Origin of the sequence: Geobacillus subterraneus (genome assembly GCF_001618685.1) — a bacterium.
GTDB classification, from domain to species: Bacteria; Bacillota; Bacilli; order Bacillales; family Anoxybacillaceae; genus Geobacillus; species Geobacillus subterraneus.
This window is the reverse complement of record NZ_CP014342.1, coordinates 2,226,322-2,248,205: the sequence shown is the minus strand read 5'-3', so window position 1 is coordinate 2,248,205 and position 21,884 is coordinate 2,226,322. Positions and strand designations below refer to the sequence as shown.

The 21,884-nt window shown below is 54.3% G+C and carries 19 protein-coding genes and 1 pseudogene; 18 read left to right on the top strand and 2 right to left on the bottom strand.

The window, feature by feature from the left end; all coding sequences use genetic code 11:
• Positions 1–3 precede the first annotated feature (3 nt).
• Positions 4–1,239 carry a sporulation integral membrane protein YlbJ gene (gene ylbJ, locus GS3922_RS10980; RefSeq protein WP_063166390.1) on the bottom strand — a complete coding sequence of 412 codons (1,236 nt, stop codon included), beginning with the start codon at positions 1,237–1,239 and terminating at the stop codon, positions 4–6.
• A gap of 92 nt (positions 1,240–1,331) precedes the next feature.
• On the opposite strand from ylbJ, the gene GS3922_RS10975 reads away from it, so the two are divergent.
• Both GS3922_RS10975 and GS3922_RS10970 read left to right on the top strand, forming a co-directional pair.
• Positions 1,332–2,159, top strand: coding sequence for a patatin-like phospholipase family protein (locus GS3922_RS10975; RefSeq protein ID WP_413229273.1), 828 nt, complete (start codon positions 1,332–1,334; stop codon positions 2,157–2,159).
• Positions 2,156–3,175 (top strand): SepM family pheromone-processing serine protease, encoded by a 1,020-nt coding sequence (locus GS3922_RS10970; RefSeq protein WP_063166389.1) that lies wholly within the window; start codon positions 2,156–2,158, stop codon positions 3,173–3,175. The genes GS3922_RS10975 and GS3922_RS10970 overlap by 4 nt, the downstream gene beginning before the upstream one ends.
• On the opposite strand, the pseudogene GS3922_RS10965 reads toward GS3922_RS10970, so the two are convergent.
• Positions 3,148–4,369, bottom strand: a pseudogene (locus GS3922_RS10965) (nucleotidyltransferase). The gene GS3922_RS10970 and the pseudogene GS3922_RS10965 sit on opposite strands and share 28 nt — an antisense overlap.
• Positions 4,370–4,732: 363 nt before the next feature.
• Here GS3922_RS10965 and GS3922_RS10960 point away from each other — a divergent pair.
• The 16 genes from GS3922_RS10960 (at position 4,733) to murD (ending at position 21,877) form a co-directional block, all read left to right on the top strand.
• Entirely contained in the window at positions 4,733–5,275 is a 543-nt protein-coding gene (locus tag GS3922_RS10960; RefSeq protein WP_063166388.1) for a YceD family protein, read from the top strand.
• 149 nt (positions 5,276–5,424) lie between these two features.
• On the top strand, positions 5,425–5,598 hold the full coding sequence (gene rpmF / locus GS3922_RS10955) for a 50S ribosomal protein L32 (protein WP_063166387.1): 174 nt from the start codon (positions 5,425–5,427) through the stop codon (positions 5,596–5,598).
• Between the two features lie 189 nt (positions 5,599–5,787).
• Complete coding sequence (locus GS3922_RS10950; protein WP_063166386.1) at positions 5,788–7,035, top strand: RNA-guided endonuclease InsQ/TnpB family protein; 1,248 nt, start codon at positions 5,788–5,790, stop codon at positions 7,033–7,035.
• A gap of 175 nt (positions 7,036–7,210) precedes the next feature.
• Positions 7,211–7,966 (top strand): enoyl-CoA hydratase/isomerase family protein, encoded by a 756-nt coding sequence (locus GS3922_RS10945; protein WP_063166385.1) that lies wholly within the window; start codon positions 7,211–7,213, stop codon positions 7,964–7,966.
• 70 nt (positions 7,967–8,036) lie between these two features.
• The gene (locus GS3922_RS10940) at positions 8,037–8,612 is read left to right on the top strand and encodes an RsfA family transcriptional regulator (protein WP_063166384.1); all 576 of its coding nucleotides are present in this window, start codon (positions 8,037–8,039) and stop codon (positions 8,610–8,612) included.
• Between the two features lie 97 nt (positions 8,613–8,709).
• A complete protein-coding gene (locus GS3922_RS10935; RefSeq protein WP_063166383.1) occupies positions 8,710–9,633 on the top strand; it encodes a 2-dehydropantoate 2-reductase in 924 nt (307 codons plus the stop codon).
• Positions 9,594–9,980, top strand: a complete 387-nt coding sequence (locus GS3922_RS10930) for a DUF3397 domain-containing protein (RefSeq protein ID WP_063166382.1) — start codon at positions 9,594–9,596, stop codon at positions 9,978–9,980. The genes GS3922_RS10935 and GS3922_RS10930 overlap by 40 nt, the downstream gene beginning before the upstream one ends.
• A 73-nt stretch (positions 9,981–10,053) precedes the next feature.
• The gene (gene bshC / locus GS3922_RS10925) at positions 10,054–11,682 is read left to right on the top strand and encodes a bacillithiol biosynthesis cysteine-adding enzyme BshC (RefSeq protein ID WP_063166381.1); all 1,629 of its coding nucleotides are present in this window, start codon (positions 10,054–10,056) and stop codon (positions 11,680–11,682) included.
• Between the two features lie 277 nt (positions 11,683–11,959).
• Positions 11,960–12,892, top strand: coding sequence for a 16S rRNA (cytosine(1402)-N(4))-methyltransferase RsmH (gene rsmH / locus GS3922_RS10920; protein ID WP_063166380.1), 933 nt, complete (start codon positions 11,960–11,962; stop codon positions 12,890–12,892).
• Positions 12,893–12,938: 46 nt separating this feature from the next.
• Positions 12,939–13,295: a cell division protein FtsL gene (gene ftsL / locus GS3922_RS10915; protein ID WP_063166379.1), complete on the top strand. Its 357-nt coding sequence runs from the start codon at positions 12,939–12,941 to the stop codon at positions 13,293–13,295.
• A 6-nt stretch (positions 13,296–13,301) separates the two neighbouring features.
• Positions 13,302–15,512 (top strand): penicillin-binding protein, encoded by a 2,211-nt coding sequence (locus tag GS3922_RS10910; RefSeq protein ID WP_063166378.1) that lies wholly within the window; start codon positions 13,302–13,304, stop codon positions 15,510–15,512.
• Between the two features lie 71 nt (positions 15,513–15,583).
• Positions 15,584–17,518: a stage V sporulation protein D gene (locus tag GS3922_RS10905; RefSeq protein WP_063166377.1), complete on the top strand. Its 1,935-nt coding sequence runs from the start codon at positions 15,584–15,586 to the stop codon at positions 17,516–17,518.
• A gap of 110 nt (positions 17,519–17,628) precedes the next feature.
• Positions 17,629–19,098 (top strand): UDP-N-acetylmuramoyl-L-alanyl-D-glutamate--2,6-diaminopimelate ligase, encoded by a 1,470-nt coding sequence (locus GS3922_RS10900; RefSeq protein ID WP_063166376.1) that lies wholly within the window; start codon positions 17,629–17,631, stop codon positions 19,096–19,098.
• Positions 19,095–19,562: a hypothetical protein gene (locus GS3922_RS10895; protein ID WP_063166375.1), complete on the top strand. Its 468-nt coding sequence runs from the start codon at positions 19,095–19,097 to the stop codon at positions 19,560–19,562. The genes GS3922_RS10900 and GS3922_RS10895 overlap by 4 nt, the downstream gene beginning before the upstream one ends.
• The gene (mraY, locus tag GS3922_RS10890; protein WP_063166374.1) at positions 19,547–20,521 is read left to right on the top strand and encodes a phospho-N-acetylmuramoyl-pentapeptide-transferase; all 975 of its coding nucleotides are present in this window, start codon (positions 19,547–19,549) and stop codon (positions 20,519–20,521) included. The genes GS3922_RS10895 and mraY overlap by 16 nt, the downstream gene beginning before the upstream one ends.
• Positions 20,522–21,877, top strand: coding sequence for a UDP-N-acetylmuramoyl-L-alanine--D-glutamate ligase (gene murD, locus GS3922_RS10885; RefSeq protein WP_063166373.1), 1,356 nt, complete (start codon positions 20,522–20,524; stop codon positions 21,875–21,877).
• The last annotated feature ends 7 nt before the right edge of the window (positions 21,878–21,884 follow it).

Sequence of the window (21,884 nt, the reverse complement as noted above, 5' to 3'; positions counted from 1 at the left end):
CGGTTACAAGCGCCCGCGGGTTCCATTGGCCGCTTTGGCGGTCAGCCATATATAAAGGCAAAGAAAGAGAAGCGTCACGAGCGGTCCATATTGCTGCAGCAGCCGCCAGCCTTCGTCCCAAGCGCCGCCCGGGACGGCGGGAAGAAACGCCGGAATGCTGCCCGGCTCTCCGGTGGCTGTCCGTACATACAACGGCTTCCAAAGCAAGTATGTAAATGAAGCCGCGAACACTCCATGCATCAGACGGGCGACGAAAAACGGCTGAAAGCGAATGTTGGCCTCGGCAAGGATGCTGGCCACTTGCGCTTGAACGGAAAATCCGCCGAAAGCGAGGATGAAGCTTGTCGCCACCGCCTTTTCAAGCAGCATGGCTTCCTCTGTTTGGCTGATCATTTGACTGCCGAGTGTAATTTCAAACAAGCCGGAAAACACCGGGATGTCAAGCTGCTCCGGCAGCTGGGTGAGGCGAAGCAGCTGGCGCAGCAACGGAGCGAGCTGTTCAGTCAAGTGCATCATGTACAGCAGTTTGTTGACGACAGAAAAGAGAATAATGAAACCGCCGATCATTAGCAGCGTTTGGACGGAAGAGCGGACAGCGTCGCCGAGCAGCTTGCCAAGCGGCTGTTCGTTTTTCAACCGCGTTTTGTGCAACGTGCGCAGCGCGTACGGAAATGAAAACGGCCGGGGGCTTCGCTTTGGCCGCCCCTTTTCTTTCCGGATGCCGTGAAACCGCATGATCAATCCGACGCTAATGTTCCCTAAATAATGAGAAACGGCCAGTACAAGACCGAGATGCGGGTTGTTGAAAAATCCGGCCGAGACCGCGCCAAAAATGAACAGCGGGTTCGATGAATTGGTGAAGGAAGCAAGCCGCTCAGCCTCAATGGTAGACAGTTGCTTTTCCTGGTACAGGCGGGCGGTCAGCTTGGCTCCGGACGGGTAGCCGGACGCCATTCCCATCGCCCAGGCAAACCCGCCGACGCCCGGGACACGAAACAACGGGCGCATCAGCGGTTCGAGCAGGACGCCGAGAAAGTTGACGACGCCAAAGCTAATCAGCAGCTCCGAGACGATGAAAAATGGCAAGAGCGACGGAAAGACGACTTCCCACCACATATTTAACCCGCGAATGGACGCCTCAAGCGACTGCTTTGGGTAGCAAATGAGCGAAAACGCGAATAAGGTGACGGCGGAAGCGAGCAGTGCCGTTTTTAGTTTCGTTCCCCAGTTTCGTTTCAATGTTCCCCCCCCTTTTCTCGCTGCGCGGCTTCGCGCGGTACAACCTCATATAACCTAATATACGAGCATAGGGGGGCGTTTTAGACCATAAGATGAAAGCGGGGAGCGCCGCAGCGAAAGGGGGAAGGATCGTGCCGCCGAAAGTCGGATTGGCGCTCGGCTCGGGAGGGGCGCGCGGATTTGCCCATCTTGGCGTATTGAAAGTATTGGAGGAAGAAGACATTCCGGTGTCCTGCTTGGCCGGCAGCAGCATCGGGGCGCTGATCGCCGTCCTTTATGCGAGCGGCCACGGACTCAACCGGCTCTACCGGCTTGCCAAATCGTTCCGGCGCAACGATTTTCTCGACTGGACGGTGCCGAAAATGGGATTGATCGCCGGCGAGCGCATCGCCGAGTTCATCCGGTTGTTGACGAAAGGGAAGCAAATCGAGGAGCTTTCTCCGCCGGTCGCGGTTGTCGCCGCCGATTTGCAGACGGGGGAAAAAGTCGTATTCCGGCAAGGAGAAGCAGCCCAGGCGGTGCGGGCGAGCATCTCAATTCCCGGCATTTTTGTGCCGGCCGAGATAGACGGACGGCTGCTTGTCGACGGCGGCGTCGTCGACCGGGTGCCGGTGTCGGTCGCAAGGTCGATGGGAGCGGATATCGTCATCGCCGTCGATGTCGCCCCGCTTAACACGGAGGCGGAAATTGCATCGATTGTCGATGTCATCTGGCAGAGCCTCGATATTTTGCAAGCCGAGCTCGTCGCTTACCGCCAGCTCGCCTCGGATGTGATGATCCGGCCGCGTGTTGAGCGGTACAGCTCGCGGGCGTTTACCGATGTTGAGGAAATCATCGCCCGCGGCGAGGAAGAAGCGCGGAGACAGATCGGAGCGATCCGCCAAGCGATTGAACAGTGGAAGGAGCCAGGGCACGAATGAAAAAACGGACGTACATCGCAGCATTTTTCTTTGGGATCGTCCTCGCTTTTTTGCTGATTTTTATGAAACTGCCGTATTATGTGACGATGCCGGGAAGCGCGCAAAATTTAAAGCCGCTCGTTCATGTCGAACACGGCGACCGCGATGCGGGAACGTTCATGCTGACGACGGTCCGCATGGGGCGGGCGAATGTTGTCGCGTATTTGCTCGCCCATATCCGCCCGTTTTATGAGCTGCACCCAGTCGAGGAGATCAAGCGGGAAGGGGAGAGCGATAAAGAATATACGATGCGCCAGCTTCAGCTGATGGAACAGTCGAAAGAGGCGGCGATCGTCGTGGCCTACCGGCACGCTGGAAAGCCGGCCACGTATGAGGCGAAAGGCGTGTACGTGATGAGCGTCCTTCCTGATATGCCGGCAGCCGGGCGCCTCGAAGCCGGCGACCGCATTGCCGCGATCGACGGCCGGCCGCTCAACACGCTCGAACAAATGGTGAACTACGTTCGGGGAAAAAAGGCCGGTGATCGTGTCCGTGTCACGTTTGTCCGCGGCAAGGAGCAGCATGAAGCGGAGCTTGTGTTGAAGCCGTTTCCGAACCATCCGAATCAGGTCGGCCTTGGCGTGACGTTGATGACGGATTATGACGTTCGCACCGACCCGCCGGTGGACGTCGATTCGGAACAAATCGGCGGCCCGTCGGCCGGACTCATGTTTTCGCTTGAAATTTACAATCAGCTCGTCGATGAGGATATTGCAAAAGGACGGAAAATCGCCGGCACCGGAACGATTGACATTCACGGGGAGGTCGGCCCGATCGGCGGCATTTCGCAAAAAGTGGTAGCGGCCGACCGCGAAGGGGCGGATGTGTTCTTCGCTCCGAACGAACACGGTGCACCATCATCGAACTACCGGGAGGCGGTCCGGACGGCCAAAAAAATCGGGACGAAGATGAAAATCGTCCCGGTCGATACGTTTGACGAGGCGATCCGCTATTTGCGTTCCATGCCGGAGGCGTAAATGGGCGCCGTCGCGTATTCTTCCTTCAGCGCGGCGCTGTACAACGGCTCAGGGAAGGCGGCAGCATAGACGGCTGTCGCCTTTTTTTCCTGCTCGTACAGCGGGTCGCCGTTCAGTTTGGCCGCTTTGGCGGCGAGCGGCAGCATCAGCTTCTTTTTCACCTGCTGCAAGTAGCGGCGGCCGGTGTCGTTCATGCCGAGCAGCCGGATGTACGTCGGAGTGGACGCCTGATTTTGTTCCTCCTTCGTGAAATTCGTCAGCACATGCACGCATAGGCGTTGAAGCCTCGTCCATGTGTACCGTTTTGTCTTCGTTGCGGCGATGAAGGCGGCGAACGTTTCGGCGCCGGCAATTTTTTGCTTCAGCCGATATTCGATGCCTTCCTCAACTCCGGCAATGCGGCGCAGTTCCCCTTCAGTGGCCGTCAGCAGCCGATATTTCAGCAACGGAAAATACGCCTCCCAATTGTGCCAGCGCCCGTACGTCTCTCGATATCGCCGCAGCTGTTCGGCGGTGGCAGGCGGGATGTACGCGGCGATTTGTTCCAGCTGTCCGGTTTTCCCAAGCGCTTTCCGCAAGCTTGTCGCGCTGGCGATGGACGGATGGGAAAACGATTCGTCATGATACCCGGCCGCTAGACGCGGGATGGTGCGCGGTACGATCGCCAGCTTATGTTGCTGAATCGCTTTCACGTACGCAAAGCCGAGCACGTTGTTCGGTTTGGATAAGTCGAGCGGGGCGGAACCGAGCTGCCGCCACGCTTCAGCGTTCGCTTTCGGGAAACTTTGCCCGCGCGCAAGCCCGGCGCGGACGAGGACGTCAAACTTTCCTTTTTGTTGAAACAATGTTTCCGCGGCAGCCAAAAAGGCGGTAATGTCTCCTGATTCGCTGCCGAAGCAAAGCTCCTGACAGCCGAGGGCATCAAGCAGCTGCACCGCTCCATATGCAAACTGCTCCGCCGCTTGAACAGCGAACGCGTACGGCAGCTCGATGACGAGATCAACGCCTGCCGCCAGCGCCATTTTCGCCCGCGCCCATTTCGAAACGATGGCCGGTTCGCCGCGCTGCAGGAAATTTCCGCTCATGACGGCAATGATGCAGTCTGCCTCCGTCGTTTTTTTTTGTCTCTTGCAGATGATGCCAATGGCCGTTATGAAACGGATTGTATTCAACGATGACGCCGACGGCTTTCATAGCCGCCCTCCCGAACGGAATTCATGTCGCCCGATGCCAAAACGATCGTTTGTCAATGGCTACACCTCCTGTATGTCATCTAGTATGGAATAAGCGGCAGCGGAGGTCAACTGCGGGTATAAGGATGGGGCCTGCCAAAGAGATAAAAGCGCCGCCGGCAGGCAGGTGGAGCGGTGTCGACTTTTGCGCAGTTGCCGCGAGACGAAAGCGTGCATGCCGGCAGCGAAATTTGGCAATGATGGGAGTATGCCTTTCCTCCTGCCTCATTTCTCTTTTCCGAAAGGGACAACGGTTGTAAAGAAAAAACATTGACAAAAATAAAAACGGAACGTATAATTTTATTCGTTGCCTTGAGGTGATCATATGAAATGGACGGTTCAACAGCTTCGCCGTTTCCAGCATAAAGAAATGGCGATTGATGAGACGGTCGATGTGTCTGATTTAAAGCAAATCGACACGTTGATCCGTGATATTTCACCGGTTCGCGTCCAAGGAAAAGCGGACGTCGGTTCGACAAAGTTTACGTTTCATTTGACGTTGTCGGGGACGATGGTGTTGCCTTGTTCTCGGACGCTCGTCGATGTGGCGTATCCGTTTTCCATCGAGACGACGGAGACGTTTTTTGCTGACGGCGGCGACTTTGTCGAAACGGACGAGGATACTCATGTCGTAACCGGGGAAACGATTGATCTGAATCCGATTATTCGCGAACTTATTTTGCTAGAAATCCCGCTGCAGCTCATTGCTGACAATCCGGCCGCCGACGGGGCGCCGCAGCACGGAGAAGGATGGGACGTCCTCTCGGAAGAGCAATGGGAGAAGGCGATGGAACAGCGAGCGGCGAGCAAAGTCGATCCTCGTCTAGCAGGGTTGGCCAAGTTTTTTGAAGAGAAAAACGAGGAATGACATTTACCGGCGTTGCCGGTCGATGGCGCCGATGAAATGCGCACCGTCCGGCAGCTGCCTTGTTTGCCGGCAGGCGGAAGTCCAACACAAGCGGCCGTCCGCCTGCCGGCATCGATAAGCTGAATGTGCCGGACAAGGAGGTGGGAACGATGGCAGTACCTTTTAGAAGAACATCGAAAACGAGAAAAAGACTGCGCCGTACACACTTTAAACTGCAAGTGCCAGGCATGGTGCAATGCCCGAACTGCGGCGAATGGAAGTTGGCGCACCGCGTCTGCAAAGCATGCGGAACATACAAAGGAAAAGATGTCGTCAACAAATAATCGCCGGCATCGCGCGACAGGCTGTCCGAAACTAGGACAGCCTTTTTTATCTTAATTAGGCGAGAAGACTCCCACTTCAACGAAGCGAAGCGGAGTAAGTGGGAGATGAATCGCCTTAACTATATTTTGTTGAAAATAGGATAGATTCAGTAAAATATAGTATCATATAGTTAGATGGGAGGTGAAAAAATGTATTTTTGTATCAAACAACAGCTAAATGGTTTGACCAAAGAAGAATACTTGACTCTTCGAGAACTGTGCCATATTGCCAAGAACATGTACAACGTCGGATTGTACAATGTCAGACAATACTATTTTGAACACAAGGAATTTCTTAATTATGAGAAAAACGATCATCTTGCAAAAACTAACGAAAACTATAAGCTGTTAAACAGCAACATGGCACAGCAAATTTTAAAAAAGGTCAATGAAGCCTTTAAATCTTTCTTTGGTTTGATCAGTCTTGCCAAACAAGGAAAATATGACCACAAGGCTATCAGTATTCCAAAATATCTTAAAAAAGATGGCTTTCATTCACTGATCATTGGCCAGATTCGTATAGACGGCAACAAATTCACGATACCGTATTCTCGCCTATTTAAAAAGACTCACAAGCCTATCACGATAACGATTCCGCCTGTGTTGCTGGACAAAAAGATTAAGCAGATTGAAATCATTCCTAAGCATCATGCCAGGTTCTTTGAGATTCAGTACAAATATGAAATGCCTGAAGATCAAAGAGAATTAAATGACCAAAAAGCACTGGCCATTGATTTAGGATTAAACAATCTTGCCACTTGTGTCACATCAGACGGCAGATCATTCATCATTGATGGGCGGAGATTAAAAAGTATAAATCAATGGTTTAACAAAGAAAATGCCAGACTTCAAAGCATAAAAGATAAGCAAAAAATCAAAGGCACCACTCGTAAACAGGCGTTGCTTGCTATGAATCGCAATAATAAAGTGAATGATTATATCAACAAGACTTGCCGTTACATCATTAACTACTGTATTGAAAATCAAATTGGCAAACTTGTCATTGGCTATGCGGAAACATGGCAACGCAATATTAATCTAGGAAAAAAGACAAATCAAAACTTTGTCAATATTCCTCTCGGTAACATAAAAGAAAAACTAGAATATCTTTGTGAATTTTACGGCATTGAATTCTTGAAACAGGAAGAATCATATACGTCTCAAGCCAGCTTTTTTGACGGCGATGAGATTCCTGAATATAATGCCGACAATCCAAAAGAATATAAGTTCAGCGGCAAACGTATTAAGCGCGGCTTGTATCGAACAAAGTCTGGCAAACTAATTAATGCTGATGTCAATGGCGCATTAAACATCTTAAAGAAAAGTAAAGCTGTAGACCTGAGTGTCTTATGCTCTAGCGGCGAAGTGGACACGCCTCAAAGAATAAGGATTGCTTGAAGCAGTCAAACTTCTTTGGAAGCCCCCACTTCAAATTTTCGCTAGAAAATTAAGTGGGGGTAGTTCACTGGTTGGGGAAAATCAACGCTGTTTGTCCGCGGATTCGTTTTTTCGCCGCGGGGCAGGAAAATGGTGCATCCATGCCCAATTTATCATACGAAAGGGGAGACATGGCATGGAAGCGATGGTGGAACATCATAACGGCGTCGCGCTGTTTACGATTTGCCGCCCGGAAAAGCGCAACGCGATCAATTTTGCCGTTATGCATGCCCTTGAACAGGCAATCGAGCAGGCGGCGGCTGATGACGGCGTAAAAGTGTTCGCCATTACGGGCGCCGGCGGCGAGGCGTTTTGTTCGGGCGGCGATTTAAGCGAGTTCGGACATTTGCGCGGCGCGGAGGCAAAACAAATGCTTACGCGCATGGGGGAGCTGCTGTACAAACTATTGACGTTTCCAAAACCGACAGCAGCGCTCGTCAACGGAACGGCAATGGGAGGGAGCTGCGAGCTCGCGACCGCCTGTGATTTCCGCTTTGTCAAGGAGGGAAGCCGGATTGGGTTTGTTCAAGGCCAGCTCGGCATTACGACCGGCTGGGGCGGCGCGTCCATGCTGTTGGAAAAGCTTCCATACGCGCGGGCGCTCGACTTGTTGTTGCGCGCCGAGCCGATGACGGCTGAGGCGATGGCGGCGTGCGGCTGGGCCGATGCCGTTCTGCCGGCTGATCGTTGGCGCGAACAATGGCAGGCGCAGCTTGCCCCTTATGCGGCACGATCGCTCACTGTCTTGCAAGCCTATAAGGCTGTATCGTGCGAAAAATGGCGAACAGCTTGGTTTCGCGAACAGTTTTTCGCCGAGATCGATCGGTGTGCCGGGCTTTGGGGATCGGCGGAGCATGAACAGGCACTGCGTCCTTTTTTACGCAAGAAGTAATTTTTTCCTTCTACCGTTTCTATTAGCCGCATACATATAATGACAAAGCGGCGATAAGGAGGGGAAGGGGATGACAGGAGTACGCCAGGACGCATGGACGAAAGAAGAGGATGAACTGTTGGCCGACGTCGTGCTCCAGTATATTCGCGAAGGCGGCACCCAGCTAGAAGCGTTTGCTGAAGTAGGGCGGCGCTTGTCGCGGACGGCCGCGGCGTGCGGATTTCGCTGGAACTCGTATGTCCGTAAGCAGTATAAAGAGGAGATCGAACAGGCAAAACAGGAGCGGAAAACGCGAAAAAAAGAGACGGCAACCGGAAAAGAAGGCGGGGGGCAAACGGAAATGGAAGCGGCGGTTGAGAGCAAGCTGTCATGGCCGGAGGTGCTGGCTTTTTTGCAAGCTGAAGGGCAAAAGGCGCGCGACGCCCGGCGGACAGCCGATGAGAATCGGGCATTAAAAAACGATATGGAACAGCTGCAGCAAATGGTCACAAAATTGCAGCTGGAAAAAGAAGCGTTGCAAAAACAGCTGGCGGCTGTCCAAGAGGAGTATAAAACGCTGCTCGCCATTATGGAGCGGGCGCGGAAAATGGTGGCGGGCGCGGAAAACCAAGCGGAACAGGCGGCCGAGGGCGTCGGTGAAGGATAAAAGCTGGCTTTTTAGCCGGCTTTTTTTCTTAACGGATCGAGGGGACATTTGCTAAAATAAGGCTAACGTGACTTTGCGAGAAAGCGGGGGGAGGGGCGTGAACATTGGCATTATCGGCGGCGGGGCGGTCGGGCTGCTGCTTGCCGCCTATCTCGGGCAGCGCCACGAAGTGACCGTTTATACGAGACGCTTGTCCCAAGCAGAGCAGCTGGCCAGACACGGTGTTGCGCTGAAAAAAGATGGGAAAACAGCGGTCGCGGCGGTTCGGGCGCGGCCGTTTGCCGGAGCGGAGCTCGTTGAGCCGCTCGTGTTCGTGACGGTCAAACAGTATGATCTCGCGGCTGTTTGCGCACAACTTGATTCGTTTTGCCGCATCCGCACGCTTGTGTTTTTGCAAAACGGCATGGGCCATCTCGAGACGTTGTCCGCTTTTGCCGACAAAAACATCGTCGTCGGCGTTGTGGAGCATGGCGCGCTGAAGCTTGACGACCGGACGGTGGCGCATACAGGCGCGGGCAAGCTGACGCTCGCACCGTTATACGGGTCGCCTGCTATGGCCGCCGAATTGGCCGGGGACGATGATTTTCCGATCGAATGGGCGGATGATTGGGAGCGGGTTCTTGTCGACAAGCTCGTCGTTAACGCGGTGATCAATCCGCTCACAGCGCTATTGCAAGTAAAAAACGGGGCGCTCCTTGAGGTGGCGCCGTATCGGGACATGATGGCGCAGCTGTTTGATGAAGTGCGGCAAGTGCTGCCGCTTCACAGCGCCGAGCAGGCGTGGCAGCGCATTGTCCACATATGCCGAAACACGGCGGACAACTATTCGTCGATGTATATGGATGTGGCGAACGGGCGCCGGACGGAAATCGATGCGATTTTAGGCTATGTGCTCAAGCAAGGAGAAGCGCGCGGTGTGGCGCTGCCGCTCGTCCGTTTTGTCTTTTGCGCGCTGAAAGGGAAGGAAGGGGGGGGACGCGGATGGGTGATTGGCTCGCACCGGTGCTGGCGACATTTGTGACGCTGCCGCTCTTGCTATTTTTGCTCGTCTATTTTGGAGTGCGTCTGTTTGGCGGGCGGAAGCGGGCGGCGTTTTACGCCGCAGTCAACGTTGCGACCGCATTTTTCATCGCCGCGGTCTATTTTTTGTTGACTGTGTTGTTCGGAAAATCGTATTTTATTCATCTCCTTCTCTTTTTGCTTGGGCTGCACGCCGCTATCGCGCTCGGTTATTGGAGGAAAAAGGGGGATTTTCGCTTGGCGGAGGTGTTCCGCCTATTTTGGCGGGCGAGTTTTCTCATTTTTGCTTCCCTTTATGCCGGGTTGCTCGCATACGGCATGGTGGCGCGCGTCGCCGCCAACCTTTGAGCAATGATTTTTCTCTCTTTGCACCGAACGTGCTATACTCATGAAAGAATACATAGGAAAGGGAGTTTTTGTCATGGAAGTTCGCGAGGTTCCGCTGCCGGCGGCAACGAAGCTGGCTGCTGCTTACATAACCGGTGCATTCCCGGCTGAAAAAGGGTTTGCCTATGCCCGGGCGGATGATGAGGCGTTTCGCCGGCGGCTGTCCCACTTGCAAGGAAGGACGTATGACCGCCGCGGGCTGGCTGATTACTTAGACGCCTATCACCGCCGGTTTTCGGCCAGCGTGGCAACGATGAGCAATATCGACAAGCTGCGCGATGAAAACAGCGTTGTCATCGTCGGCGGGCAGCAAGCCGGGCTATTGACCGGGCCGCTTTATACGATTTACAAAATCGTTACGATCATTCGGCTGGCCAAAGAGCAGGAGCAAAAACTCGGTGTACCGGTTGTGCCGCTGTTTTGGATCGCCGGCGAAGACCATGACATCGGTGAAGTTGACCATGTATACGTCGTCGAGGGTGGCGAAGTCAAAAAAGCGGTGTACCCGCACAGGCGGAACGAAAGGAGGATGGCGGCCGATGTCCCGCTCGATCGCCAGCTTGCTGACGAGTGGATTGAGCGCGTCGTCAAAACATATGGGGAAACGGACGTGACGAATGAACTGCTCTCATTTCTAGCGGCGTGCTTGGACGATTCCCGCACGTTTGTCGACTTTTTTGCCGCTATTGTCCTGCGCTTGTTTGCCGATGACGGCCTAGTCGTCCTCAACGCCGGCGATGCGGCGGTGCGCCCGCTCGAGCGCTGTTTCTTCGCCGCGCTCGTTGACCGCCATCGCGATGTGACGTCAGCCGTGCTGTCTCAGCAAGAGGCGCTGCGTGCGCTCGGATATGCACCGCTCATTGAGATCGCGCCGGATGCGGCCAACTTGTTTTATTACGATGGCCATGAACGCTCTCTTTTGCACTATGATGAGGAGAGCGGCCTGTTTCGCAATAAAGCAGGGAGCGTCATTTTGACGAAGCAACAGCTGCTCAAGCTCGCTGAAACGAAGCCGGCCTGTTTAAGCAACAATGTTGTCACCCGTCCGCTTATGCAAGAATATTTGCTGCCGACGCTCGCTTTTGTTGCCGGTCCTGGGGAGATCGCCTATTGGGCGGAGTTGAAAGAGGTGTTCCCGCTGTTTAGGATGGAAATGCCGCCGGTGGTGCCGCGTTTGCAGGCGACGATCGTCAGCCGTTCGCTGCAAACCGACCTCGCCGATATCGGTCTTGAGGCGAATGATGTACTGTCCGGGCGCCTTGAGGAGGTCAAGCAGCAATGGCTCAAGGCAACGGCCGAAGCCCCGCTGGCGGAGGCGTTTGCCAAAGCGAAAGCCGGCATTGAAGCGGCGCACCGGCCGCTGCGCGAGCTCGGCATGGAAATTGACCGCGGATTAGAGGGATTGGTGGCGAAAAATGCCGCCTTCATTCAGGCACAAATCGAGTTTCTTCAGCAAACGTTGGAGCGGGCGCTGTTGCGCAAACATGAGGCCGAGCAGCGGAAATTTTGGCGTGTGGAAACGGCGCTGCGCCCAAACGGTGCGCCCCAAGAGCGGGTTTGGAACGTGTTTTACTACGTGAACCGTTACGGATTTGATTTTGTAGAAAAACTTTTGGCAATCCGCCATCCGGAAAACGGAATGCACAAAATTGTATATATATAAGGCTTTTTCAAAGAAAAAGTCGAAAAGAAAAATCCTGTTTCGAGCAGGATTTTTTTTTCTTGAAATGAATAGTAACAAAACAACACGAAACGGATGGAAATAAAAGTAAAGGGGGGTTTTACAATTATAGGTTTTATCGGTTGCATCCGACAAAAATAAACAAAAAGGGACGCTTTTTTACAAAAAAAGCTAAAATTTTGTCCGTCTTTGCGATATAATAAGGAAGCGGCCACTGGCCGATGCAAGTGCGTTCGGAAGCAGTAAAGGTGGTGGACATGTGTTTCAACATACAACCGTGTTGTTAAAGGAAGCGGTCGATGGGCTGAACGTCCGTCCAGACGGCGTCTATGTCGATTGCACGTTAGGCGGCGGCGGCCATAGCGAATATTTGCTCTCCCGTCTCTCGAAACAAGGGAAACTGTTTGCTTTTGACCAGGACGAGACCGCCATTTTGCACGCGCGCGAGCGGCTCGCCCGCTACGGCGAACAAGTGCAGTTGATAAACCGGAACTTCCGGTTTTTGCGCGAGGAGCTTTTGGCCCTTGGCATCGATACTGTTGACGGTATATTGTTTGATTTAGGCGTTTCTTCGCCGCAGCTCGACGAGCCGGAGCGCGGCTTCAGCTATCAGCATGATGCGCCGCTTGACATGCGGATGGACCGCAAGCAGCGGCTTACGGCGGAGGAGATCGTCAACCGCTGGCCATACGAGGATCTTGTCCGCATTTTTTTTCGCTACGGCGAGGAAAAGTTTTCAAAGCAGGTGGCGCGCAAAATTGAGGAGGTGCGCCGTGAAAGGCCGATCGAAACGACCGGGGAGCTCGTTGAGGTGATCAAAGCGGCGATTCCGGCGCCGGCGCGCCGCAGCGGCGGACATCCGGCCAAGCGCATTTTCCAAGCGCTCCGCATCGCCGTCAACGATGAACTCGAAGCGTTTCGCGAGGCGCTCGAACAGGCGATTGAACTGTTAGCGCCAGGCGGCCGTGTGAGCGTCATTACGTTTCACTCGCTCGAAGACCGCATTTGCAAAGAAACGTTTAAAAAAGCAAGCGAGAGCCCGCCATTGCCTCCGGGGCTTCCGGTTCTCCCCGATGATTACCGCCCCGTGCTGAAAATCATTACAAAAAAACCGATCGTTCCTTCTGCCGAGGAGCTGGAACGAAACAACCGCGCCCGTTCGGCAAAGCTTCGCATCGCCGAAAAACGGTGACGCTGATGATGAAAAAGAACGAGTGGAGAAACAGGAGGGGAAAGCTGTGAACGATTTGGCAGTTAAAGTAGTGCGCGAGCAAAAGCGCCCGGCTGCGCCGCCGAGCCCGCAGCCGCAGCGAAAACGGCGCTTTCGTCTTACGCTGGCTGAGAAGCTGTTGATCGTCTCGTTTTTGCTGTTTGTCTTTTATGTGGCGGTTCAGTTCATCTCAAGCCAAGTGCAAATTTACGAGCTGAATAAAGAAGTGCAAAAGTTGGAAACGGCCATTGATGAACAAAAAAAGGAAAATAATGACCTGTATGTCGAAGTGCAGCGATTGAGCGCATATGAACGCATTTTGGAAAAGGCGAAGGAGCTCGGGCTGTCGCTTAACGAAAACCATGTAAAAGTCGTGCAGGAATGATGGACGATGGAAATGAAAAAGCATGCCAACACCCATCGGGGGGCAGGAGTTTTGTTTATCGTTTTCGGCCTGCTCTTTTTCCTGCTCTTTGCCCGTTTTGTCCAGCTGCAATGGACCGGAAAAGCGGACGGCCATGTGCTGGCCGCGAAAGCCGAACAGCAGCATAAACAAACGCGGACGATCGAAGCGAAGCGCGGGACGATTTTTGGCCGCAACGGCACCATTTTGGCGCAGGATGTGCCGTCGTATACGGTCGTGGCCATTTTGGATCCAGAGATGACGACCGACCCGGACCGGCCGCGCCATGTCGTCGATCCGGAAAAAACGGCGAAAAAGCTTGCTCCGCTGCTTGGCATGGATGTCGAGGACATGGAGCGCATTTTAACGAAAAAGGCGAAGCAAGTCGAGTTCGGCTCCTACGGCCGCAACATCAGCTTTGAACTCAAGCAAAAAATTGAGGCGCTCGACTTGCCGGGCATCGCTTTCATCCGCGATACAAACCGGTTTTATCCGAACGGCACGTTTGCTTCGCACGTGATCGGTTATGCGCAGAAAAACGAGGAAAATGAAACAGTGGGCAAAATGGGAGTGGAAAAATGGCTTGATCGCTATTTGCACGAAACGGACGGCTATGTGTCGTTTACCAGCGATGTGAACGGCTTTCGCCTGCCGGAGGCAAAAGAACGGATCGTTAAGCCGGACAATGGAGCGAACGTCTATTTGACGATCGACGGAAAAATCCAAACGTTTTTAGAAGACGCCATGAACAGCGTTGAGAAGCAGTACAAACCGAAAAAAATGATCGCCATCGTCGCTGATCCGAAAACAGGAAAAATTTTAGCCATGGGGACCCGTCCAAGTTTCGATCCGAACAAGCGCGACATTACGAACTTTTTGAATGACGCCATTTCCTATCCGTACGAGCCGGGGTCAACGATGAAAGTGTTTACGCTCGCTGCGGCCATTAATGAAGGAGTATATAACGGCAAGGAAACGTACCGCTCCGGGTCGTACAAGGTCGGGCCAAACATCATTCGCGACCATAACGATGTCGGTTGGGGGACGATTACGTTTCAAGAAGGGATGCAGCGTTCATCGAACGTCGCCTTTTCCATTTTAGTGAAAGAAAAGCTCGGCGAAGATCGGTTTTTGCAATATTTGCACCGTTTCCGTTTCGACCAGAAAACCGGCATCGACTTGCCGAACGAAGCGGTCGGGCAAATCCGCTACCGATATCCGATCGAACGGATTACGACCGGTTTTGGCCAAGGGACGTCGGTGACGCCAATTCAGCAAATTCAAGCGGCAACAGCGATCGCGAACGATGGGAAAATGATGAAGCCGTACGTCATTGAAAAAGTCGTCGATCCAGACAGCGGCAAAGTCGTTCTTGATCATGAGCCGACCGTAGCCGGTGAACCGATCACGGCGGAAACGGCGCGCAAAGTGCGCGATATTTTAGAGACGGTCGTCACCTCGGAACACGGCACCGGCCGCCCGTACCAAATTGATGGCTACCGTGTCGCCGGCAAAACAGGGACGGCGCAAATTCCGTCGGCCGCCGGCGGCTACTTGACCGGCCGGGAAAACTATATTTTCTCGTTTTTAGGCATGGCGCCAGCTGATGATCCGCGGCTCGTGATGTACGTGGCCGTCCAGCAGCCGCAGCTCGATGTCACCGAAACCGGGGCGGCGCCGGTGTCGCAAATTTTTACGACGGTAATGAAAAGCAGTCTGCAATATTTGCATATCGAGCCGGTAGAGGAGAAACGACCGGAAACGAAGACAACGGAGCGGCGCGCGCTTGACTCGTTGATCGGCCAGACGGCCGTCGCGGCGGCGGAACAGCTGAAAGAAAAAGGATATGTGCCGGTCGTCATCGGCAGCGGCAAATATGTCGAACAGCAGCTTCCGAGCGGTGGGGAGCGCGTTCTTCCGGGAGAGCGGGTCGTGCTGAAAACGGACGGAGCGGCAACGATGCCTGATTTGCGCGGCTTTTCGCTGCGGGATGCCATGAAAGTGGCCAACGTGCTCGGGCTGCGGCCGAGCACGAAAGGAACCGGTTATGTTGTCAGCCAAAACATTCGCCCGGGAGCGGAAGTGCGCAAAGGGGATTATTTGATTGTCGAGTTGGCCCCGCCGCGCCAATGGGAAGAAACAGCGGCGAGGAAAGAAAAAGAGGCGGCTGAGCGGAAAGACGACGAGCCGCACGAATGATTTTTGCCGTTCTATAACGGGGCGTACAAGCATATAGTGGAACGAGCCCATCACGAAGGAGGTTCCGCCATATGCGCGTGTCGTACGTTACCGTGCGCAAGCGGTTGACGATCGTGTTTTTGATCGGTATTTTCATCTTTGCGATTATCGATCTCCGTCTTGGTTACGTTCAATTTTGGCTCGGCGATATGTTAGCGGAACGGGCGAAAGGGCTATGGGGCCGGAACATCCCGTTTGAGCCGAAGCGCGGCGAAATTTTGGATCGCAACGGCGTTCCGCTGGCGACAAATATGAGCGCGCCGACAGTGTATATCATCCCCCGGCAAGTGAAAAACCCGGCGGAAGCGGCGGAAAAGCTGTCCGCTGTGTTGGGCGCTTCAGTCGAATCGATCTATAGGCAAATTACGCAAAAAACGTCGATCGTCCGCCTGAAGGAAGGACGGAAAATTTCTGATGAAAAGGCGGCGAACGTGCGCGCGCTCGATTTAGACGGGGTGTATATCGCCGAAGATACGAAGCGCTACTACCCGTTTGGCAGCTATTTGTCGCATGTGCTCGGCTTCACCGGCATTGACAATCAAGGGCTCACCGGGCTTGAGCTGTATTATGACAAAGAACTAAGCGGCGAGCGCGGTTCGGTCCAATTTTATTCCGATGCAAAAGGACGGCGCATGCCTGATATGGCGGATGATTATACGCCCCCGACCGACGGCTTGGACTTAGTGCTGACCATTGACTCGCGCATCCAGACGATTATCGAACGGGAGCTTGATATCGCGGAGGCGAAATACAATCCGGACGGCATCATCGCCATCGCCATGAATCCGAATACGGGCGAAATTTTGGCGATGGCGAGCCGCCCGACCTTCGACCCGGCCAACTACCGCAACGTCCCTCCGGAAATTTACAACCGCAACTTGCCGATTTGGAGTACATATGAGCCAGGGTCAACGTTCAAAATCATTACGCTTGCGGCGGCTCTTGAGGAAGAGAAAGTGAATTTGCTCAAAGACCACTTTTTTGATCCAGGCTATGCCAAAGTAGCCGGCGCTACGCTGCGCTGCTGGAAAAAAGGCGGCCACGGAGAGCAAACGTTTTTAGAAGTTGTGCAAAACTCGTGCAACCCGGGGTTTGTGGCGCTGGGCGAACGGCTTGGAAAAGAAACGCTGTTTAAGTACATTAAGCAGTTCGGGTTTGGCGAGAAAACCGGCATCGACTTGCAAGGGGAAGGAACCGGAATTTTGTTTGATTTAAAACGGGTCGGGCCGGTGGAGCTGGCGACGACCGCGTTCGGCCAAGGGGTGTCGGTGACGCCGATCCAGCAAATCGCCGCCGTATCGGCTGCAATCAATGGCGGCGTTTTATACACCCCCTACATTGCCAAGGAGTGGGTTGATCCGGAGACGGGCGAAATCGTCCGCCGCAGTACGCCAAAGGCGAAACGGCGTGTGATTTCCGAGGAAACGTCGAAACAAGTTCGGTATGCGCTTGAGAGTGTCGTCGCCCAAGGAACAGGGAAAAAGGCGTATGTTGAAGGATACCGGGTCGGCGGAAAAACCGGGACGGCGCAAAAAGCGCAAGGCGGCCGCTATTTGCAAAACAACCATATCGTATCGTTCATCGGTTTCGCTCCGGCTGATGATCCGCAGCTTGTCGTATACGTCGCCGTTGACAATCCGAAAGGGACGGTTCAGTTTGGCGGCACGGTCGCCGCGCCGATCGTCGGCAAAGTGATGGAAGACAGCCTGCGCGCCATGAACGTGAAGCCGCGCAAAGATCAACTTGCTAAAGAACGGGACTGGAACGAGCCGAAAGTGATTGAAGTGCCCAATTTAATCGGATTGACAAAAAATGATTTGCAAGAACAGCTTTTTGACTTAAAATTAGATGTTAGTGGCGAGGGAAATGTGGTCGTTGAACAATCCCCAGAGCCAGGGGCGAAAGTGAAAGAGGGATCGACGATTCGCATTTATTTGGCGAAAAACGAGGCGGCAGAGGAGCAGTAAAGATCAGGCAAGGGGCGGCCGATGCGATGACTCATCGGGTTGGTTGGGCCCCTTTTTCCGCTGTCCGCATCGTTGGGCGGGCTATTATAAGCGAAAGGGATGAAGCAACCATGAAATTACAAACGCTGCTGTCACGCTTGCCCGGCTTTTGGGTGCATCGCGGGGGCAACCCGGACATCGTTGCGCTGGAGATGGACTCGCGTCATGTCACGCCCGGTTCGCTCTTTTTTTGTGTGAAAGGATTTACCGTGGACGGGCACAACTTCGCTGAACAGGCGGTGGCGCGCGGGGCGGTGGCGATTGTCGCTGAGCGTCCGCTCTCAGTGAACGTGCCGGTCGTCCTCGTGCCAGACAGCCGGCGGGCGATGGCGATTTTAGCGGATGCGTTTTACGGGCAGCCGACCCACCATCTCCATTTAATCGGAGTGACGGGCACAAACGGGAAAACGACGACGACTCATATCATTGAGCAGGTTGCCAGAAAGGCTGGCAAGAAAACCGGCCTCATCGGCACGGTCGGGACGAAAATCGGCGACCGTTCCTACCCGGCCGTGAATACAACGCCAGAGTCGCTCGTCTTGCAGCGCACGTTTAAACAAATGGTCGATGAAGGTGTGGAGTTTGCAGCCATGGAAGTGTCATCGCATGCCCTTCACCAAGGACGGGTGCACGGCTGCGATTACGATGTGGCCGTGTTTACGAACTTGACGCAAGACCATTTAGACTATCACGGGACAATGGAAGAATATCGGAACGCCAAAGGGCTCTTGTTTGCCCAGCTTGGCAACCGCTATGACGAGCGGCGGCCAAAATTTGCCGTTCTCAATCATGATGACCCCGTTTCACAATATTATAAACATATGACGGCTGCACCGATCATCACATACGGCATAAAGGAAAAAAGCGACGTAATGGCAGAGCAAATCCAAATGACCCCCGGCGGCATGGCGTTTCAACTGCGCACCCCGCACGGAACGGCGGCGGTCGAAACGAAGCTGGTCGGCTTGTTTAACGTCTATAACCTCCTCGCTGCCGCGGCCGCTTGCCTTGCCTCCGGCTTTCCGCTTGCGACGATTGCCGCAGCGCTCGCTGATGCCGCACCGGTGCCGGGGCGGTTTGAAACGGTCGATGAAGGGCAAAATTTTACTATTATCGTCGACTACGCCCATACGCCGGATAGCGTGGAAAACGCGTTGAAAACAGTGCGACAGTTTGCAAAGCGGAACGTGTATGTTGTGATCGGCTGCGGCGGCGACCGCGACCGGACAAAGCGGCCGCTCATGGCGCAAGCGGCGGTGCGTTATGCGGATGTTGCCATTTTTACCTCCGACAATCCGCGCTCGGAAGACCCGAAGCAAATTTTGCGCGATATGGAGGCCGGCGTCAGCGCTGGGGATGGGACGTATGTGACCATTCCGGACCGCGAAGAGGCGATCCGGTACGCCATTGGGCAGGCGCAAGAAGGGGATGTCGTGTTAATCGCCGGCAAAGGGCATGAAACGTATCAAATTATCGGCGACGATGTGATCGACTTTGACGATCGCGCCGTCGCCCGAGCGGCGGTGAAGGAGAGAAGATGACGATGGTCACGTATGGAATGGTGCAATCAATCGCAGCGGAAGCGCGCGGCATCGTCGATGAGACGATTCGCTTTCATGCGGTGTTTGTCAACCCGGAGAAGCAAGTGAAAAAAGGGTTGTTCGTTCCGCTCGAAAACGGGGCGGAAACGTTGAAAACGGCCATTGAGCATGGGGCGATCGCTTCATTTTGGCCGATCGGCGAGCCGCTGCCCCGCTATATCCCAAACCAGTTTCCGCTCTTTTTCGTTCCGTCGCCGCTTGAAGCAGCTGCCGTATTGCTTGAGCGGTACTTAGCGCAAAGCGGGGGCGATAGGGGCACGGAATTTTCGTTTGCGTTCCCGGAAAAAGGCGGGACGTACGCTCCGGCTGATGCCGCGGTCCGTCTGCGGCTCGCCGAATTGCAAAAACGGTGGCTAGGCGCGCGGCCGGCAGAAGGGTGTGACGATTCATGCCAGAGCAACTAATCGTCATTGCGATGGCGGTCTCCTTTTTGGTCACGGTCATTTTGTCGCCGCTGTTCATCCCGTTTTTGCGACGGTTAAAATTTGGGCAAAGCATCCGCGAGGAAGGACCGAAGTCGCATCAAAAAAAATCGGGCACTCCGACGATGGGCGGCATCATGATTTTGCTTTCCACCGTCGCGACGACTGTATGGATGACGGCGAAATTCGCCGCTCTTTCAGCGGGAACGTATTTGTTGCTGCTGGTTACGGTCGGCTACGGGGTGCTCGGCTTTTTGGACGACATGATTAAAGTTGTGATGAAGCGAAATCTTGGGCTGACAAGCCGCCAAAAATTTGTCGGCCAGCTCATCATCGCGGTCATTTTCTTTTTTGTCTATCGACAAAGCGGCTTTTCGACGGCGCTACATATTCCCGGCACTGACTGGTCGTTTGACCTCGGGTGGGCGTACGGGGTGCTGCTGTTGCTCATGCTCGTCGGCGGCTCGAACGCTGTCAACTTGACCGATGGGCTTGACGGGCTGCTTGCTGGGACGGCGGCGATCGCTTTTGGCGCTTACGCCGTCTTGGCTTGGAACCAAGGCCAGTACGACGTCGCCGTATTTTGTGTGGCTGTTGTCGGCGCCGTGCTCGGCTTTTTAGTGTTTAACGCCCACCCGGCGAAAGTGTTTATGGGTGATACCGGCTCACTGGCGCTCGGCGGGGCGATTGCGGCCGTCGCTGTCTTAACGAAGCTTGAGCTGCTGCTTGTCGTGATCGGCGGCGTGTTTGTCATTGAGACGCTGTCGGTCATCATTCAAGTCGCCTCATTCAAAATGACGGGCAAGCGCGTCTTTCGCATGAGTCCGCTCCACCACCACTATGAGCTCATCGGCTGGTCGGAATGGCGCATTGTCGTCACGTTTTGGGCGGTCGGCCTTTTATTCGCAATGCTAGGAATTTATATCGAGGTGTGGATGTAATTGAAACCGACTCCTTTTTATCAACATCGTCGTGTGCTTGTCATTGGATTGGCGAAAAGCGGAGCGGCGGCGGCTCGGCTGCTTGCGGAATTAGGCGCTGAAGTCGTCGCCAACGACAAGAAGCCGTTGGCGGAAAATACAGAAGCGAAGCAGCTTGAAGAGCTCGGCATCCGCGTCGTATGCGGCGGCCATCCGCTCGAGCTGCTTGATGAGCCGTTTGACCTCGTCGTGAAAAATCCGGGCATTCCGTATACAAACCCGTTGGTCGAAAAGGCGCTCGAAAAAGGGCTCTCGGTCGTGACGGAAGTGGAGCTCGCCTATCATATTTCTGAGGCGCCGTTTATCGGCATTACTGGGTCGAACGGAAAAACGACAACAACGACGCTCATTTATGAGATGTTAAAGGCGGACGGCCAGGGCGCGCTGCTCGCCGGCAATATCGGCCTTGTCGCCTGCGAGGTGGCAAAGGAAGCGAAACCGGATCAATGGCTTGTCACCGAGCTGTCTTCGTTTCAGCTCGCCGGCATCGGCGAGTTTCGTCCGGCAATCGCCGTCTTGCTCAACATTTTTGACGCCCATTTGGATTACCATGGGACGAAGGCGGCGTATGTGGCAGCGAAAGCGAATATTTTCCGTAACCAGACGGAACGCGATTACGCCGTCGTGAACGCGGATGATCCCATTGTGATGGACGTCGCCTCGTCCGTCCGGGCGCAAAAGGTGCTGTTTTCGGCGACGAAGCCGCTTGGTGAAGGGGTGTACGTCCAAGACGGCGCCGTCTATTGGAACGGTGAGCCGGTCATCAGCACCGCCGACATCGTTCTTCCCGGTCAACACAATTTGGAAAATAGTTTAGCGGCGATAGCGGCTGCGAAACTAGCCGGCGCAGGCAATGAAGCGATCCGCCGGGTGTTGACGACGTTTGCGGGTGTGAAACATCGGCTTCAGTATGTAGCCGAGGTCAACGGGCGGCGGTTTTACAACGATTCGAAGGCGACAAACCTATTAGCGACGCAAAAGGCGCTCTCGGCATTCGCCGGCGAGCCGGTCATTTTGCTGGCCGGCGGGCTTGACCGCGGCAATGAGTTTGATGCGCTTCTTCCGTACTTGCAGCGGGTGAAAGCGGTCGTGCTGTTCGGCCAAACGGCGGCCAAGATCGGCCGTGTCGCCCGGGAAGCGGGAATAGAAACAGTGGAATATGTCGATAATGTGGAACAGGCTGTCCCGGTTGCCTTTCGGCTCTCAGAGCCGGGCGATGTCATTTTGCTCTCTCCGGCATGTGCCAGCTGGGATCAATACAAAACTTTCGAGGAGAGAGGGGACATTTTTATTCACGCCGTGCATAAGTTGAAATAGAGGGAAA

What these genes read in the sequence shown, in the direction of transcription:
- GS3922_RS10975 (WP_413229273.1), top strand. Translation starts at nt 1,332, where the DNA reads ATGAAAGCGGGGAGCGCCGCAGCGAAAGGGGGAAGGATCGTGCCGCCG.
- GS3922_RS10970 (WP_063166389.1), top strand. Translation starts at nt 2,156, where the DNA reads ATGAAAAAACGGACGTACATCGCAGCATTTTTCTTTGGGATCGTCCTC.
- GS3922_RS10960 (WP_063166388.1), top strand. Translation starts at nt 4,733, where the DNA reads ATGAAATGGACGGTTCAACAGCTTCGCCGTTTCCAGCATAAAGAAATG.
- rpmF (WP_063166387.1), top strand. Translation starts at nt 5,425, where the DNA reads ATGGCAGTACCTTTTAGAAGAACATCGAAAACGAGAAAAAGACTGCGC.
- GS3922_RS10950 (WP_063166386.1), top strand. Translation starts at nt 5,788, where the DNA reads ATGTATTTTTGTATCAAACAACAGCTAAATGGTTTGACCAAAGAAGAA.
- GS3922_RS10945 (WP_063166385.1), top strand. Translation starts at nt 7,211, where the DNA reads ATGGAAGCGATGGTGGAACATCATAACGGCGTCGCGCTGTTTACGATT.
- GS3922_RS10940 (WP_063166384.1), top strand. Translation starts at nt 8,037, where the DNA reads ATGACAGGAGTACGCCAGGACGCATGGACGAAAGAAGAGGATGAACTG.
- GS3922_RS10930 (WP_063166382.1), top strand. Translation starts at nt 9,594, where the DNA reads ATGGGTGATTGGCTCGCACCGGTGCTGGCGACATTTGTGACGCTGCCG.
- bshC (WP_063166381.1), top strand. Translation starts at nt 10,054, where the DNA reads ATGGAAGTTCGCGAGGTTCCGCTGCCGGCGGCAACGAAGCTGGCTGCT.
- GS3922_RS10910 (WP_063166378.1), top strand. Translation starts at nt 13,302, where the DNA reads ATGGAAATGAAAAAGCATGCCAACACCCATCGGGGGGCAGGAGTTTTG.
- GS3922_RS10905 (WP_063166377.1), top strand. Translation starts at nt 15,584, where the DNA reads ATGCGCGTGTCGTACGTTACCGTGCGCAAGCGGTTGACGATCGTGTTT.
- GS3922_RS10900 (WP_063166376.1), top strand. Translation starts at nt 17,629, where the DNA reads ATGAAATTACAAACGCTGCTGTCACGCTTGCCCGGCTTTTGGGTGCAT.
- GS3922_RS10895 (WP_063166375.1), top strand. Translation starts at nt 19,095, where the DNA reads ATGACGATGGTCACGTATGGAATGGTGCAATCAATCGCAGCGGAAGCG.
- mraY (WP_063166374.1), top strand. Translation starts at nt 19,547, where the DNA reads ATGCCAGAGCAACTAATCGTCATTGCGATGGCGGTCTCCTTTTTGGTC.